Annotated in this window: 11 protein-coding genes and 1 rRNA gene; 10 read left to right on the top strand and 2 right to left on the bottom strand. The window is 60.0% G+C overall.

All coding sequences use genetic code 11. The features are described 5' to 3' along the window. The 3 genes from rrf to KO539_RS29670 all read left to right on the top strand — a co-directional run. Positions 1 to 101 (top strand): 5S ribosomal RNA (rrf, locus tag KO539_RS29660); the annotation flags it as partial. 211 nt (positions 102 to 312) lie between these two features. After that, positions 313 to 798, top strand: a complete 486-nt coding sequence (gene pedF, locus KO539_RS29665) for a cytochrome c-550 PedF (RefSeq protein ID WP_035824926.1) — start codon at positions 313 to 315, stop codon at positions 796 to 798. Between the two features lie 15 nt (positions 799 to 813). Then, positions 814 to 1,647: an ABC transporter substrate-binding protein gene (locus KO539_RS29670; protein WP_257626555.1), complete on the top strand. Its 834-nt coding sequence runs from the start codon at positions 814 to 816 to the stop codon at positions 1,645 to 1,647. A gap of 55 nt (positions 1,648 to 1,702) precedes the next feature. Here KO539_RS29670 and KO539_RS29675 read toward each other — a convergent pair whose 3' ends face one another. Next, a complete protein-coding gene (locus tag KO539_RS29675; RefSeq protein WP_219313949.1) occupies positions 1,703 to 3,841 on the bottom strand; it encodes a TonB-dependent receptor in 2,139 nt (712 codons plus the stop codon). 205 nt (positions 3,842 to 4,046) lie between these two features. Between KO539_RS29675 and KO539_RS29680 the strand changes: the two genes are divergently transcribed. The 7 genes from KO539_RS29680 to KO539_RS29710 all read left to right on the top strand — a co-directional run bounded on the left by KO539_RS29680 (position 4,047) and on the right by KO539_RS29710 (position 13,615). Continuing rightward, positions 4,047 to 5,003, top strand: a complete 957-nt coding sequence (locus tag KO539_RS29680; RefSeq protein ID WP_099404117.1) for a beta-propeller fold lactonase family protein — start codon at positions 4,047 to 4,049, stop codon at positions 5,001 to 5,003. A 251-nt stretch (positions 5,004 to 5,254) separates the two neighbouring features. After that, the gene (adh, locus tag KO539_RS29685) at positions 5,255 to 6,775 is read left to right on the top strand and encodes an aldehyde dehydrogenase (RefSeq protein WP_219313951.1); all 1,521 of its coding nucleotides are present in this window, start codon (positions 5,255 to 5,257) and stop codon (positions 6,773 to 6,775) included. 54 nt (positions 6,776 to 6,829) lie between these two features. Continuing rightward, entirely contained in the window at positions 6,830 to 7,219 is a 390-nt protein-coding gene (locus KO539_RS29690; RefSeq protein WP_034756816.1) for a DUF779 domain-containing protein, read from the top strand. A gap of 51 nt (positions 7,220 to 7,270) precedes the next feature. Further along, positions 7,271 to 9,007, top strand: coding sequence for a PQQ-dependent methanol/ethanol family dehydrogenase (locus KO539_RS29695; protein ID WP_257626556.1), 1,737 nt, complete (start codon positions 7,271 to 7,273; stop codon positions 9,005 to 9,007). 287 nt (positions 9,008 to 9,294) lie between these two features. Then, positions 9,295 to 10,455 carry a porin gene (locus KO539_RS29700; protein WP_219313955.1) on the top strand — a complete coding sequence of 387 codons (1,161 nt, stop codon included), beginning with the start codon at positions 9,295 to 9,297 and terminating at the stop codon, positions 10,453 to 10,455. 63 nt (positions 10,456 to 10,518) lie between these two features. Further along, positions 10,519 to 12,615: a 4Fe-4S binding protein gene (locus tag KO539_RS29705; protein ID WP_257626557.1), complete on the top strand. Its 2,097-nt coding sequence runs from the start codon at positions 10,519 to 10,521 to the stop codon at positions 12,613 to 12,615. Then, entirely contained in the window at positions 12,605 to 13,615 is a 1,011-nt protein-coding gene (locus KO539_RS29710; protein WP_219313959.1) for an FAD:protein FMN transferase, read from the top strand. The genes KO539_RS29705 and KO539_RS29710 overlap by 11 nt, the downstream gene beginning before the upstream one ends. A 1-nt stretch (position 13,616) precedes the next feature. Here the strand turns inward: KO539_RS29710 and KO539_RS29715 are convergent, their stop codons facing one another. Then, positions 13,617 to 15,605 (bottom strand): sigma-54-dependent Fis family transcriptional regulator, encoded by a 1,989-nt coding sequence (locus KO539_RS29715; protein WP_257626558.1) that lies wholly within the window; start codon positions 15,603 to 15,605, stop codon positions 13,617 to 13,619. Positions 15,606 to 16,176: the final 571 nt, after the last annotated feature.

Raw genomic sequence — 16,176 nt, forward strand, 5'->3', positions numbered from 1 at the left:
AGCAAGTTGGTCCCACCCCTTCCCATCCCGAACAGGACCGTGAAACAACTTTGCGCCGATGATAGTGCTGCAACCAGTGTGAAAGTAGGTTATCGTCAGGCTTGTTATTCGAAAAAACCCCTTCCGGTGATCCGGTTGGGGTTTTTTTACGTCTGGTGGTTTTGTCTGGCGCTGTCGGATTACACGTGCGGTGACACAAATACGTGTTGCAGCTGTTCCAAATTGATACATGGGCGGTCGGATGTGGGGCATAAGTGCATGGCATGGCATTTGCTCTTCTTGGGTATTGACTAAAAAACCAAGGAGACCAGCATGACCTATTCCATTCGTACCCTGCTCGGCGTTGCCGCCGCCGGCGCTGTTGCCCTCACTTCCCTGCTGACATTGCCGCATGCCTATGCGCACGGCAATGTCACGCCGCAGGGCGTCGACACCACGGGCTTGCCCAAGGTGGGCGACAAGTGGCTCGAACAAAACCCGTATCGGGGCAACAAGCTGGCCTTGACTGTAGGCACCTCGGCCTACAACCAGAATTGCGCCCGCTGCCACGGCATCGAAGCCATCTCGGGCGGCATCGCGCCGGACTTGCGTCAGCTGGACCGCGATTGTTTTGGTATCAAGAATGAGACAAAGAAACAGGCTTGCTACAAGGAGACGGACAATTACTACCTGACCACCATCCGCCACGGTAAAGTGCGCAATGGCGCCGTGTACATGCCGCCGTTCGAAGGCGTATTCAACCAGGAAGCCATGTGGGCCATCAAGACCTATCTGGAAACCCGTAGAGAATCGAACTGATCACGAAGGAGTCCCATGCGTTCATTTCAATTCCGCGGCGCGCGCGCGATGATCTCGCTCGCTTGCCTAGCGCTGTGCGCAGCCGCGCCGGCGCGCGCCGACTGGCAGAAAGTGCAGCAGTCGGGCAGCCTGAAAGTGGCTGTGTATAACGAGTTCGCGCCGTTTTCCGACAAGGGTGTTGGCATCGATATCGACATCGCCGAAGCGCTGGCGAAAAAGTTGGGCTTGAAACTGAGCTTGCTGCCATTTCCTGCGGGCGAAAATCTGAACGATGACTTGCGCAATATGGTGTGGAAGGGGCACTACCTCGGTTATGGTCCTGCCGACGTGATGTTGCATGTGCCCGTCGACAAGAAGTTGATGGCGGATAACGACAAGGTCGAGATCTTCGCGCCGTACTACGTGGAAACCGTGCGCCTGGCGCGTAGCGCGCAAACCGTGCCGCAATTCGACGGCGTCGCCTCGCTGGCAGGCAAGCGTATCGGCGTAGAAAAGGTGGCGATCGCGGCCATGCTGATGCTGGGCGAAGACAATGGCAAGTACCGCGACGACGTGCGCATCTTCGATACGGCCGCGGAAGCCTTGCAGCAATTGCAGGCGGGTAAGCTCGACGCGGTGCTGGCCAACCGTTCGGAAATCGAATCGGTGCTGAAAAGCGATCCCGCTTTCCCCCTGAGCGAAGTGGCGTTCGCCCGCTTGCCGCGCGCGGGCTGGGCCGTGGGCCTGGCCGTCAGCAAGCAACAACTCGACGTGGCCAAGTTGCTGCAAGCAGCCATGAACGAGATGGCGGCCAGCGGTGAACTAAAGGCGATCTTTGAAAAATATGGCGTGAAGGAAGCGCGGCCCTGAAGTAGCTTGCTGGAGTTTAAAAGCCCGCGTATCGGAAGATACGCGGGCTTTGTTATTAGAACGAGTATTGCGCGCTGACACCCAGCAGCCAGTTACGTCCCGGCGCCGCTTCATAGTAGCGCTTGTTGCTGTCGCCGACGATGACGGAGCCCACGTAGGTCTTGTCGAAAAGATTGTTCAGGCGGGCAAATTCCTTGAAGCGCCAGTTCCCTACATTTTGTTTGGCGTTGAAGCGCGCATTGAACACCGTGTAGCCGGGCGCCGGTTTTTCGCTGTTGCTGTCTTCCGCGTAGACCTGGTTGCTGGCCACGCTTTCCAGCGCCGCGCCAAAGCGGTCGAGCGTGTCTTTCCAGGCCAGTTCCGCGAACAGGTTGGCGCTGGGTACGCCCGGCAAGCGGCTGCCTTCGCGCACGCTGCCAAACGCCTGGTCATACACGGCGTGCAGGCTGGTGAGGGCCACTTTTGTCGTGAAGCCATATGGCAAGTTCGAGTCCAGCGACACTTCCATGCCCTGGCGCAATGTTTTACCCGCATTGCGATAGCTGGTGCGCCCGCCGCTGGACTTGTCGACCACCAACTCGTCGTTTGTCTTGATCTGGAACACGGCCACGTTTACGTGGGTGTTGTTGGCGATTCTGGCCTTGATGCCCGCTTCCAGGTTGGTGCTGGTGGCCGGTTTCAGTTGGTAATTGAAGCCGCCACCGGTGCCCGAGTAAAACAGTTCGTTCAGGGTGGGGGCCTCAAAACCGCGCGCGGCGCTGGCGTAGACGTTGACGTTCGGCGTGAGTTTATACAGCAGGCCCAGCACCGGTGTCGTGTGGCTGAACTCCAGGCTGCCGCTGTCGTTGCCATTGCTGAGATAGTGGTCGTCGACCGCCACTTTCATCTTGCTGTAGCGCACACCTGCGCTGAGCAGCCATGGGCCGCTTTGCCATTCCGCCTGGATATAGGGATCGAGGCTGGAGACGACATTCTGCTCGTCGCGGCGCAGCTTGCCTTTTACGCCAAACGTGTTGCCGATGTAATTTTCATAGCCGGTGCGGTCGTCGCTGGAGCGGCCATAATCGATGCCGATGGTCGTGCTCAGCTTGCCGCCGGCCAGCTGGTTCACGTGCAGCCAGTTGGTATCGATGCCATAGAACTGACGCTGGAAGTCGACCACACCGCCTGAATGGCTGGATGGCGCCTGGAAGCCTTTGGTAAAAGCCTGGTACTGGATCACGTCGCGGTTGCCGCCATACACCATCACATGCAGGCGGTCGTTGCCGAACGATTGTTCATAGGTGGCGCCGATTTGCTGATGGTCGATGCTCTTGCGCGTGTTGTAGCGCTCGGCCAAGGTGGGTTTCGGACCTTGCGTAACAGTCGTGTCGATTTCGCCAGCGCGCGGGTCGCGGACAAACGTGGCCCAGGTGGCGCCCAGCGGATCTTGTGTGTTGCCCTGATGCAGGCTGTTGGCGACGATGGTCAGCTTGCTGTCCGCCGTCGGCTTGACGGTGATCTTGCCGAACGCCTGTTCGCGCGTGGCGGCGCTGTGGTCGCGGAAACCATCGGTGCGGAAGCGCGAGCCGTCGAGCACGTAGCCGATGCCGCCGGCCTGGCCTTGCGCCGTCAAGTCCACCTTGTTGGTGCCATAGCTGCCGCCCGTCACATTCAATTCGACGGACGGGGGATTTTGTCCATCCTTGGAAAACAGCTGGATCACGCCGCCCGAATGGTTGCCGTAGATGGCAGAAAACGGTCCACGCAGTACTTCGATGCGCTCGGCCGTGTCGAGGTTGAAGGTGGCGGCCTGGCCCTGGCCGTCCGGCATGCTGGCGGGAATGCCATCGCTGATCAGTTTGACGCCGCGCACGCCAAAGGCGGAGCGGGCGCCGAAGCCGCGCGACGAGATCTGCAAGTCTTGCGCATAGTTCTGACGATTTTGCACGACCAGGCCCGGCACGGCGGCCAGCGCTTCCGACGCGTTGACGCGGATTTGGCCATCCTGGATACGGGCGCTGTCGACGACGTCGATCGAGGCCGGCACTTCCTGGCTGGGGTGGGCGATGCGGCTGCCGCTGACGACCACCGTATCCATCAGTTGCCCGTTGGCCAGGTCAGCTGCCTCGGCGGCAAAGACGTGGGGGGCGAGGGTGGCGCTACCAGCGACAAACAGGCTGGCGATGGTGTTCAGGCGGAAACGATGCTGCATGCGGATTCTCCAATGTGAATAAAAGCCTGCTTTGGTCGCGTGCGCGGCGCAGGTCTGCATAGTTGTATCAAGCAATATGCCTGCCATGTCTCCATTGGTGGGCTGAAATTATACGCGTGTCAGTGGCACGGCGTTTGCATGCAGCAATGTTCAGATGCGCCGATGCCGCGCGCTTTTCCTGTGTTTTGCCATTGAAAAGGTGATTATGCCCAACTTCTTCCTGCGCTTGCGCCAAGTTTTCTGGCTGTTGCCGGCGCTCGCCAGCACCGCCGTCCAGGCCGTCCCCTTTGCCTATGTTCCCAATGAAAAATCGGGCACCCTGAGCGTGATCGATACGGCCACCGATCAGGTCGTGCGCCAGATCGCCGCGGGCAAGCGTCCGCGCGGCATTGCCGCCAACCCCAGCGGGCGGCAATTGTTTGTCACGGACGCGGCCAGCAGCGCCTTGCTGCTGATCGATAACGCTGGCGGCGCGCCCGTGCGCACGGTGGCGCTGGGCAAGTCGCCGGAAGGTGTCAGCGCTTCGCAAGATGGTAGCCACGTGGCCGTGGCCGTCGAGGAAAACAATAGCGTGGCCTTGCTCGACGGGCATACAGGCAGCTTGCTTGCCGATATCAAGGTGCACGGACGTAACCCGGAACATGCCGTGTTCAGCCCCGATGGGCGCTGGCTGCTGGTCAGCGCGGAAGAGGCCGAGCAAGTCGACGTCATTGATGTGGCACAACGCCGCCAGGTCGCGTCCATTGCCGTGGGACTGCGTCCGCGCGGCATCGGCTTCAGTCCGGACTCGGGGCGTGCCTACGTGGCGTGCGAACTGGTCAATGCCGTCTACGTCATCGACATGGCCGCGCGCAAGGCTATTGCCACCATTCCCGCTGGCAAGAATGCGAATGGCATCGTGGTCCATCCCGGCGGCAAGCAGGTGTATGTCTCGAACGGTATCGACGGCACGGTGATGGTGATCGACACGGCCAGCAACAAGGTGACGGCCACCATTCCCGTCGGCAAGCGTCCGTGGAATATGGCCATCACGCCCGATGGCGCCAAGCTGTACGTGGCCAATGGCCGCTCGAACAGCGTTTCCGTCATCGACACGGCCAGCGCGCGCAAGGTGGCCGATATTGCCGTGGGCGAATTGCCATGGGGCGTGGTGATTCGCTAGTGGCACAGGCGCAGGTGTTCCAGTCTGGTACACCTGTTCCATTGTGCAGCGGCTCAAGCCCGGGCATGCGCTGAAAAGCGCGCCGGTATTGATGCCGCGCCCTTGCAACAAGAGTAAAACCGGCTAAGTTTGTAGTGGGATGGCGAGCTGGCACGGCATTTGCGGAAGACTCCGTGTACTCACCCCATCTGTACCAGGACGTTTGATTTTAATTAAGTAATTCCATTCTAATTAACCCGATAGAGGACGACATGAATCTCGCAGACATCAGCAAACTGGGCGTAGCCAATCCCTTCAAACAACGCTATGACAATTACATCGGCGGCAAATTCGTTGCCCCAGTAAAAGGTGAATACTTTCCTAACATCACGCCGATCACCGGCCTGCCGTTTTGCGAAATCGCCCGTTCCACGGCGGAAGACGTCGAGCTGGCCTTGGACGCCGCGCATGCCGCCAAGGATGCCTGGGGCAAGACCTCGCCTGCCGAGCGCGCCAATATCCTGAACCGCATCGCCGACCGCATCGAGCAGAACTTGAGCCTGATCGCCACGGCGGAAACCATTGACAACGGCAAGCCGATCCGCGAAACGATGAATGCCGACATTCCGCTGGCCATCGACCATTTCCGTTATTTTGCCGGCTGCATCCGCGCGCAGGAAGGTTCCGTCGCGCAAATCGATGCGGAAACCTATGCCTACCACTACCACGAGCCGCTGGGCGTCGTGGGCCAGATCATCCCTTGGAATTTCCCGATCCTGATGGCCGTGTGGAAACTGGCGCCAGCCCTGGCCGCCGGCAATTGCGTAGTGCTCAAGCCGGCCGAGCAGACCCCAGCGTCCATCATGGTGTTGATCGAGCTGATCGGCGACTTGCTGCCGCCGGGCGTGCTGAACATCATCAACGGTTTCGGCCTGGAAGCGGGCAAGCCGCTGGCGTCGAGCAAGCGCATCGCCAAGATCGCCTTTACGGGTGAAACGGGCACGGGCCGCCTGATCATGGGTTATGCCGCGCAAAACCTGATTCCCGTCACCCTGGAGCTGGGCGGCAAGTCGCCGAACATCTTCTTTGAAGACGTGATGGATGCGGACGACGAGTATTTCGACAAGTGCCTCGAAGGCTTCACCATGTTTGCGCTGAACCAGGGCGAGGTGTGCACCTGCCCGTCGCGCGTGCTGATCCAGGAATCGATCTACGAGAAATTCATCGAACGGGCCTTGAAGCGCGTGGCCGCCATCAAGCAGGGCAACCCGCTCGACTCGTCCACCATGATCGGCGCGCAGGCGTCGCAGGAGCAGCTGGAAAAAATTCTGTCCTACCTCGACATCGGCCGCCAGGAAGGCGCGGAAGTGCTGGCCGGCGGCGCGCGCAACACGCAGGCGGGCGACCTGGAAGGCGGCTACTACGTGCGTCCGACCGTGTTCAAGGGCAATAACAAGATGCGTATCTTCCAGGAAGAAATCTTCGGACCGGTCGTCTCCGTGACCACCTTCAAGGATGAGGCCGAAGCGCTGGCGATTGCCAACGACACCTTGTATGGCCTGGGTGCCGGCCTGTGGACGCGCGATGGTTCACGCGCCTTCCGCATGGGCCGCGCCATCCAGGCGGGCCGCGTGTGGACCAATTGCTACCACCTGTATCCAGCCCACGCCGCGTTCGGTGGCTACAAGCAATCGGGTATCGGCCGCGAAAACCACAAGATGATGCTCGATCATTACCAGCAAACGAAGAACTTGCTGGTGAGCTATAGCCCGAAAGCGCTGGGCTTCTTCTAAACCGGTACACGCGCCGCGCTTGTAGTCCAGGTGCGGGGCGCAGAAAGGGATGCCATGAGTGCAGCAATTGCCCGGGTGGTCGCCACCGATGCGGCGCTGGAAATGATGGACAAGTTGCGCCAGCGTCACGGCCCGCTGATGTTTTTCCAGTCGGGCGGTTGCTGCGACGGCAGCGCGCCCATGTGCTATGCGCTGGGCGAGTTCGATGTCAGCGATACCGATATCTATCTCGGCAATTTGAATGGCACACCGTTTTACATGGGACTCGAGCAATTCGAGTACTGGGAGCATACCCAGTTGATTATCGATGTGGTCGATGGCAATGGCGGCATGTTTTCACTCGACAACGGTACGGGCAAGCGCTTTTTGACGCGCTCGCGCCTGTTCACCGATGAAGAGTGCGCGCTGTTGCATGCCCAGCCGCATGAGCACCGCAAGACTTGATACACACACATACTAATAAAACAGAGGGAGATGATTGTGCAGAAAAAAATCATGGGGATAGTCGTCGCTTTGAGTGTCGCCTCGTTGGTTCAGGCAGCCGACGTGGGCAATGTCACCAATGCCATGCTCGACAGCACGGCGAAGAATCCGGCCAGTGTGCTGTCGTTCGGCATGGGCACGCAGGGCCAGCGCTATTCGCCGTTGACGCAAATCAATGACAAGACCGTGGCCAAGCTGGTGCCGGCCTGGTCGTTCTCGTTTGGCGGCGAAAAGCAGCGTGGCCAGGAATCGCAGCCGCTGATTCACAACGGCAAGATGTTCGTCACGGCCTCGTATTCGCGTATCTTTGCCGTCGACTTGAAAACGGGCGCCAAGCTGTGGAAATATGAGCATCGCTTGCCGGACGGCATCATGCCCTGCTGCGACGTGGTCAACCGCGGTGCCGCCCTGTACGGCAACCTGGTGATTTTTGGCACGCTCGACGCCTACCTGGTGGCGCTGGACCAGAACACGGGCAAGATCGTCTGGAAGGAAAAAGTCGATGATTATGCGGCTGGCTACTCGATGACGGCCGCGCCGCTGATCGCCGAAGGCTTGCTGCTGACGGGTGTGTCGGGTGGGGAATTTGGCATCGTTGGCAGGGTCGAAGCGCGCAACCCGATGACGGGCGACCTCGTGTGGAGCCGGCCGACGGTGGAAGGCCATATGGGCCACCGCTATGACAAGGATGGCAAAGCGATCGATAACGGCATTTCGGGAACGGTGAACAAGACCTGGCCGGGCGACTTGTGGAAAACGGGCGGCGCCTCGACGTGGATGGGCGGCACCTACGATCCGCAAACCAAGCTCGCCTACTTTGGCACCGGCAACCCGGCGCCGTGGAACAGCCACTTGCGTCCCGGCGACAACCTGTACTCGTCCTCCACCGTGGCGCTGGACGTGAAAACGGGACAGATCAAGTGGGCGTATCAAAACACGCCGAACGATGCCTGGGATTTCGATGGCGCCAACGAATTCGTTACCTTCGACATGGATGGCAAGCGCTACGGCGGCAAGGCCGACCGCAATGGTTTCTTCTATGTCATCGACGCCAACACGGGCAAGCTGCAGAACGCCTTTCCGTTTGTGAAGAAAATCACCTGGGCCAGCAGCATCGACCTGAAGACGGGCCGGCCGAACTACATCGCCGCCGGCCGTCCTGGCGACCCGACCAAGGGAGAGGAGGGCAAGAAGGGCACGACCGTGTTTGCCGCGCCCGCTTTCCTCGGCGCCAAAAACCAGATGCCGATGGCGTACTCGCCGCAAACCAAGCTGTTCTATGTGCCGGCGAACGAATGGGGCATGGATATCTGGAATGAGCCGATCAGCTACAAGAAGGGCGGCGCTTTCCTCGGTGCCGGTTTCACCATCAAGCCCTTGTTTGACGACTACATCGGCGCCATGCGCGCCGTCGATCCGAAGACGGGCAAGATCGTGTGGGAAATCAAGAACAACGCGCCGCTGTGGGGCGGCGTGATGAGTACGGCCGGCAACCTGGTGTTCTACGGCACGCCGGAAGGCTTCCTGAAAGCCGTCGATGCGAAGACAGGCAAGGAACTGTGGAAATTTCAGACGGGCTCCGGCGTCGTGGCGCCGCCCGTCACCTGGCAGGATGGCGACACGCAATATGTAGCCGTCGTTTCCGGCTGGGGTGGCGCGGTGCCGTTGTGGGGCGGCGAAGTGGCGAAGAAAGTCAACTTCCTGGAGCAGGGCGGTTCCGTGTGGGTTTTCAAGCTGGCATCGAAGTAACGGGGTGAAGCATCCGGGCCACTCGGATGGGTGTCTCCCTGTCCGCCGGGTGTTTTCTTTTTGCTGACGGCCCAGGCCGTCAGTTTTTTGTTTACCTGGATGCCCGATACGCATACTTGCGGTCAAAAAATGAACACTGTCAGTGGCGATTGATCCGCTGCTGCACATGTTAAACACATATTTTCTCTTTCTCCTTCTGGGCCGTGCTGGGCACGCTTATTGCCAAAGCTTGAGGTACATCAATCACTGGTGTGCACACTAAAAACAGAGAAGAAAGAGGAGACGCAATGAACACATGGATCAAGCTGGGGAGCCTCGGTGTCATGACAATCGCAGCGGTGGGACAGGCGCAAGCCGTCGATATCAAGGCCGGCGACTGGACCGTGTCGGTGGGCGGCATCGTCAACGCCTATTACACGCAAGTGTCGTGTTCGGGCGATGCGGTGGGCGGGCTGGCGCTGGGCGGCCAGGCGCTCGGTTGCGGCGGCGAGAAGGACCGCACCACCATCGGCAATGGCTTGCTGCCGAACGGCTTGATCACCTCGGCAAGCTCGCGGCTGGGCGAGTACGACGTGAAAGCCTTGATCGGCATCTACAACTCGACGGCCACGGACAGCGCCATCAGCCAGAACAGCGTGGTCGATGTGCGCCAGGCCTTCTTCACGTTCGGCAATGCGGAAATGGGCACCTTCAAGCTGGGCCGCGACTACGGCATCTTCGGCGCGAATGCGATCCTCTCCGACATGACCTTGTTGGGTTCAGGCGCACCCGTGCAGGCGACGCAGCGGGGCCGGGTGACCCTGGGCCATATCGGCGCCGGCTACACCTATCTGGGCAACTATGGCCAGATCATGTACAGCTCGCCGAAGTCGGGCGGCGTTGGCGTCGACGTGGCGCTGGTCAGTCCCGTCTCCGATACGCCCATCGTGGCAGGCTCGACCTATTCCTCGAAGTCGAGTCCGCAAGTGCAGGCACAGCTGACGTATTCGCAGGAAGGCTTGAAGGCGTGGCTGGGCGTGAAGTCGCAAAAATTCACCTCGAAAACGCCGGGTGTCGATGACCTGACCATGCGCGGCGTGGAAGTGGGCGGCTCGTACCAGATGGGGCCGGCTGGCGTGCTGCTCAACTTCCAGGGCGGCAAAGGATTGGGGATTCTCTCCGATGCGGACCAGGGCGATACCAAGTCGAAGAACTGGTTGCTGCAAGGCACGTATAAAACGACGGACAAGCTGAAGCTGGGCTTGTCCTACGGCATCAGCAAGAACGACGACAACACGGCCGGCACGGGCGGCTTGAAGTCGAACGCCAACCTGACCCTGGGTGCGTACTACTCGCTCAACAGCGCGATCACCCTGGTGGGCGAACTGGGCCAGACGCGCTCGAAAGGCTTTGCGGGCGGCGAAGCGAAGATGAATGGCGTGTCCCTGGGCGGCATTATTTTCTTCTAACCAATAAATGCGGCGCCTTGCGACAGGGCGCCGCACGGAGTTTAGTGCATGCGGATACTGCGCTTGTTCATAGCCTGCTGGCTATTCCTGTTTATCCTGGGACAGGCTTGGGCCGGTGTGCTGACCAAAGCCGAACTGGCGCGGCGCTTTCCTGCGCCCATCGTCGTCGGCGACAAGGAGACCGATTTGCTCGTCTGGCCCTTGTTCCGCCAAAACGCCACGGCCACGGAACTGGCCGGCTACGTTTTCGAATCGGTGGACCTGGCGCCGATTCCCGGCTTTTCCGGCGTGCCCGTCAATCTGCTGATCGCCATCGATCCGAAAGGCAGCTTTCTCGACGTCGCCGTACTGTCGCAGCACGAACCCGTGTTTCTCGATGGCCTAGGTGAAGCGCCGCTGTTTCAATTCGTCAAACAGTACCAGGGCTTGTCGCTGAAACAGAATATCGCCATCGATGCAAGAACCAAACGCGCGCCGGATGCGACCCATGCCGATATCGATGGCGTGTCGAAGGCCACGGCCTCCGTGCGCATCATCAACCAAAGTGTGCTCGCGTCGGCATTGAAAGTGTCGCGCAAAAAACTGGGTTTCGCGCAAGGCCGCGACCCGGACCAGATCGCCCGCATCCGCATGGAATTATTCGAGAAACGCAGCGTGACGCAGATGCTCGTACAGGGCTTGATCCAGCATGTGCGTTTGAGCAACAAGGAGGTAGAGACTTTGTTTGCCGGCAGTCCCGGCGCGGGACTCGATGTGGAAGCCACGCGCGAACCGGACGGCGTGTTCATCGATCTGTACCTGGCGTATGTGTCCGTGCCCACGGTGGGGCGCAACCTGTTGACGGAACGTAGCTGGAACAAATTGCGCAACCGGCTAGACGAGGGCGACCACGCCATCCTCATCATGTCGCGCGGGCGCTACAGCGTGCTGGGCGACGATTTCGTGCGCGGCACCGTGCCGGACCGGCTGTTGCTGAAGCAGGATGGCTTGCCCATCGACATGCGCGACCTGGACCTGGAATTGAGCTTGTCCGATACGGCTACGTTGCCGACGGAAAATGTCGCCGTGTTTCGCATTATCAGCCAGGCGGGGCTCGATGCGGCCAGTCCGCTGGCGTTCACGCTACCGATCACGCGCAGCAAGGGCATCGTGTATCCGGAACGCATCGCGCGCAACGTGGATTTCAATTACCGCCTGCCGGCCGAATTCTATACTGCGCCGCAAGGCGACGATTCCAGCTGGCGCGGCACGTGGAAGGGGCGCAAGGCGGAGTTGCTGCTCTTGGTGACTGGGCTGGCGCTGCTGGCCGGCGCATTGGCCTGGCAGAAACGCCTGGTGCGTAATGGCCGGCAATTTGCCTGGTTCCGCCGTCTGTTCCTGTTGTTTACCATCGGCTTCATCGGCTATTACGCGCAGGGGCAGTTATCGATTGTCAATATCACGGGTGTCATCCAGGCGCTGCTGGCAGGGCGCAGCCTGAGCTTTTTCCTGTTCGATCCGATGACGGTGATTCTGTGGACATTCGTGTTGCTCAGTCTGCTGGTCTGGGGGCGCGGCACGTTTTGCGGCTGGCTGTGTCCATTTGGCGCGCTGCAGGAATTCACGGGCAAGCTGGGCCAGTGGTTGCGCTTGCCGCAGTGGAAGATCAAGCCACGTCTGGACGGGCGCTTGAAATGGATCAAGTATGGCTTGCTGGCGGCCATACTTGGCAGCAGCATCTTTTCCAGCCAGATCACGGACAAGCTGGTCGAACTGGAGCCGTTCAAGACGGCCGTTACCCTGAACTTCGTGCGCGCCTGGCCGTTCGTTGCGTATGCCGTGGGCTTGCTGCTGCTCAGCAGTGTTTCCTACAAATTCTTTTGCCGCTACCTGTGCCCGTTTGGCGCGGCGCTGGCGCTGCTGGGACGGTTTCGCCTGTTCAACTGGATTCCGCGCCGCAAGGAGTGCGGTACGCCGTGCCAGACTTGCCGCCACCGTTGCGAACATCACGCCATCGCGTCCAGCGGGAAGGTCGACTATGGCGAATGTTTCCAGTGCATGGATTGCGTGGTGATTTACGCCAGCGATGAAAAATGCGCACCTTTGATGCTGGAAATCAAGCGTGCCCGCACCATCCCGATTGTCCGGGCCACGGCAGAGGAGAGCAGCAATGCAGCGTAGAACCTTTATTTCCGCAGCGATAGGCAGCGTGGCCGGTATGGCGGGCTTGTCTTTGCCGGGCAGCATGGCGCGCGGTACGGCCACGGCGTCTGGCGTGCGGCCTTATCAAGGCGCCGCGCTGGCGTTTGGCACGACGATCGCCGTCACCGTGTTGCACCACGATCAGCGCCAGGCGGAGCTGGCTATTGAAGACGCCTTGCATGCGGCCAGGACTATCGACCGCTTGATGAGTATTTACAGTCCGAGCAGCCAGGTCTTCCAGCTGAACCGCAATGGCCGCCTGGCCCGGCCGGACGCGCATCTGCTGGCCGTGCTGGCGCAGGCACAAGCCTTGTCGCAATGGAGCAATGGGGCGTTTGATATCACGGTGCAACCCTTATGGCAGCTGTTTCGCGCGGCGGCAGACCAGGCCGGCTTGCCTGCGCAAGCATTGCGGCGCGAAGCGCAGGCGCGGGTAGGCTGGCGGCAACTGGCGTGGGATAGCCGGGAAGTGCGTTTTCTTCGGCCAGGCATGGCGCTGACCTTGAATGGCCTGGCGCAAGGTTATGCGGCGGACATGGCGCTGGCGGCCGTGCAGGCGCGCGGCATACGGCACGCGCTGCTGGACACGGGCGAATTCGTTGCGCGCGGGCAGCGTTCCGTGCGCCGTCCCTGGACCTTGGGTATCCAGGATCCGCGTGACGCAGAAATACTCGCGGCCACCTTGAAAGTGGAAGGGCGCAGCGTGGCCACGTCGGGCGATTACGAGTGTACGTTCACGCCCGACTTCGTGCATCACCACATTTTTGATCCATCGAAGGGGGATTCGCCGCGCGAATTGGCCAGCGTGACCGTGCTGGCACCCACGGGCTTGCTGGCCGATGGCTTGTCGACGACCTTCATGGTGACGGGCGGGGCGCGCGCGCATGCGATGGCCGCGCAAATGGAAGGCGTTGACCTGATGACCATCGACAAGCAGGGCCGGCGCGAGATGTCGCCCGGCTTCTCCCTTCTAATTTAGGCTATTTCAGATGCGGTACTTTGCGATAGATCGTGTTGCGCGACACGCCCAGGGCCCGCGCCGTGGCCGAGACGTTGCCACCGTGGGCATCGAGCGACTTGAGAATGACGCTTTGTTCCATTTCTTCCAGGTTGGCGCCGGCCGCGATCATGCGGTCCGTGCTGGCGCTGGCGGCAGTCGCTTGCGTCATCTCAATATCGTCGAGGAAATCATCGGGCATGTGGCGCAGACAGATTTCATGTTCGTCGCCCGCCATGACGATGGCCGTGCGCAAGAGATTGGTCAACTGGCGGAAGTTGCCCGGCCATTTATGCTGGTGGAACATGCGCAGGATGTCCGGCGCCACCGTGTAGCGCGTATCGGGTGCTTCCGTTGCGAGGATTTTTTTCACGACCGTGTCCAGGTCTGTGCGCTCGCGCAGCGCCGGCAGTTTGACCACCAGGCCATTCAGGCGGTAATACAAGTCTTCGCGGAACAACCCCTTGGCCATGCGTTCGCGCAAGTTGTGATTCGTGGCACAAATGAGTTCCACATTGACGGTGATCGATTTGCTGCTGCCCAGCGGCGTAACCATGCGTTCCTGCAACACGCGCAACAGCCGCGCCTGCAAGCCAAACGGCATGTCGCCGATTTCATCGAGGAACAGGGTGCCGCCATTGGCTTGCAGGATCTTGCCGATGGCGCCCTTCTTGCGCGCACCCGTAAACGCCCCGTCCTCATAGCCAAACAGCTCGGACTCGATCAGGGTTTCCGGAATCGAGGCGCAATTGACGGCAATGAACGGTCCCATGGCCCGTGGCGAATCGTTGTGGATGGCTTGCGCCAGCAATTCCTTGCCGGTGCCCGTTTCGCCCATGACGAGGATGGGGATGTCGCGCCCCAATACTTTGTTGACCTTTTCGATCACCAGTTCCAGCTGCGGATCGCCCGTGCGCAGATAGCGCAGGCCGGACAGGCGGCGCGCCGCGTTGGCCGCATGGCTGGCCGGCGCGGGAACCTGGGCCGATGCGGCATTGATATCGCTCTGGTCGGTGCTGGCAGCAAAGCCGTGCTGGAAGACGCTATTGGACAGGCGCAACTGCGCGCGCCCATACACGCGCACGCCGCTGTGCATGCACAGGTTCAGCAAGCCGGGCGAGGCAGTGCGGTAATGGTCGTACAGGGCGGACACGGGCAAGCCGAACAGGGAACTGAATGTGTGCGATTGCAGCGCGGCAAATGACAGGCCCAGTTGGAACAGGCCATTCTTGTTGGCGGATAAAAACCGTCCACCCGGCGTGAACGAGGCGATGCCTTCCATCAAGGTGCCGATGAATTCGGGGCGCGCGTGGAAGTGCACGGTGATGGCATCTTCGAAGGTGGCGGAAAACAGCTGGTTCTCGATCATCAGCGCCGACATGCGCACGAGGGCCATCGTATGCTTGTGGAAACTACGCTGGTCGCTCGAGACGTCCAGCACGCCGATGACGTTGCCCCGGTGGTCGGTGATCGGTGCGGCGGAGCAGGTCAGGAAATGATTGGCGGCCAGGTAATGCTGGTCCGCATGGACCAGGGTCGGTACTTTTTCCGTGATGGCCGTGCCGATGGCATTCGTGCCGCGGCTTTGTTCCGACCATGCCACGCCCGGTTGCAAAGCGACCCGGTTGGCTTTTTCCAGAAAATCATCGTCACCCAGTGAATGCACGATGACGCCGTTGGCATCCGTCAAGATCACCATATTGTGGGTGTTGACGATTTGCTGGTACAGGGTTTCCATGGCGGGCAGCGCATGCGTGTGCAGCAAGCGGTTTTGCTCGATCAGCAAGGACAGGTCGGATTTGCCCGCCGGCGTAAAGTCGGGCGTGGCCGTGGGCGACAGGCCAAAGGCGACGGAACGCTGATGGGACGTTTCAATGATGACGGGGACGTTGTCCTGTCCTGCCGGCAAAATGTTCGCGTCCGCGATGGACGAAAACGGTGCGCTACGGTAAGTAGCTGACGGTTGATACATGATCTCGTTGCCTCCGTTGGGCCCTGTACCGGGCGCTCTTTTGAATATCGAGAGTGTTCCATAATGTAGCACCTGTCACAGATGGGAGCAAAGCAAAGCGAACCGGGCTATCCCCAGTGTTGCTGCCAGGCCCAGAGTTACTCCCATCAGTGGACAGTGCATAGGGCTGTATAAGCAAGTGTGGTGCCAGGGCCGTTTCGCAGGACGGAAAAATAGCGCTTGCGGCGCGCGCGGAGCAGGGCTATAATTCGCCCCCTCGCTGAACGACGCATGCAAATGCAGAGTAAAGCAGGGTGAAAAAAGAAGGTTGACGAAATGCTGCAAACGCTTCATACTCTTCCTTCTTCGCAGCTGACAAACACAACGCTTTGTCGATAGCGCGAAAGCAGTAACCGAATACAGTTCTTTAACAATTAACAGTCGATAAGTGTGGGCATTTGATGTAAGTGCAGCAGTGATCTTCGGATCGCTGTAAAACTTAAAATATCAAATGTTCACAAGAAATAATGAAATAGGCGCTACGAAAGTAGTGGCCTGTCAGTTTTTTGAGTGAGCGACCCGTCGCAAGACG

This window comes from Janthinobacterium sp. NKUCC06_STL (genome assembly GCF_019345455.1).
Lineage (GTDB): Bacteria > Pseudomonadota > Gammaproteobacteria > Burkholderiales > Burkholderiaceae_D > Janthinobacterium > Janthinobacterium rivuli.

Coding starts and splice junctions, on each gene's coding strand:
- pedF (WP_035824926.1), top strand. CDS start 313: ATGACCTATTCCATTCGTACCCTGCTCGGCGTTGCCGCCGCCGGCGCT.
- KO539_RS29670 (WP_257626555.1), top strand. CDS start 814: ATGCGTTCATTTCAATTCCGCGGCGCGCGCGCGATGATCTCGCTCGCT.
- KO539_RS29675 (WP_219313949.1), bottom strand. CDS start 3,841: ATGCAGCATCGTTTCCGCCTGAACACCATCGCCAGCCTGTTTGTCGCT.
- KO539_RS29680 (WP_099404117.1), top strand. CDS start 4,047: ATGCCCAACTTCTTCCTGCGCTTGCGCCAAGTTTTCTGGCTGTTGCCG.
- adh (WP_219313951.1), top strand. CDS start 5,255: ATGAATCTCGCAGACATCAGCAAACTGGGCGTAGCCAATCCCTTCAAA.
- KO539_RS29690 (WP_034756816.1), top strand. CDS start 6,830: ATGAGTGCAGCAATTGCCCGGGTGGTCGCCACCGATGCGGCGCTGGAA.
- KO539_RS29695 (WP_257626556.1), top strand. CDS start 7,271: ATGGGGATAGTCGTCGCTTTGAGTGTCGCCTCGTTGGTTCAGGCAGCC.
- KO539_RS29700 (WP_219313955.1), top strand. CDS start 9,295: ATGAACACATGGATCAAGCTGGGGAGCCTCGGTGTCATGACAATCGCA.
- KO539_RS29710 (WP_219313959.1), top strand. CDS start 12,605: ATGCAGCGTAGAACCTTTATTTCCGCAGCGATAGGCAGCGTGGCCGGT.
- KO539_RS29715 (WP_257626558.1), bottom strand. CDS start 15,605: ATGTATCAACCGTCAGCTACTTACCGTAGCGCACCGTTTTCGTCCATC.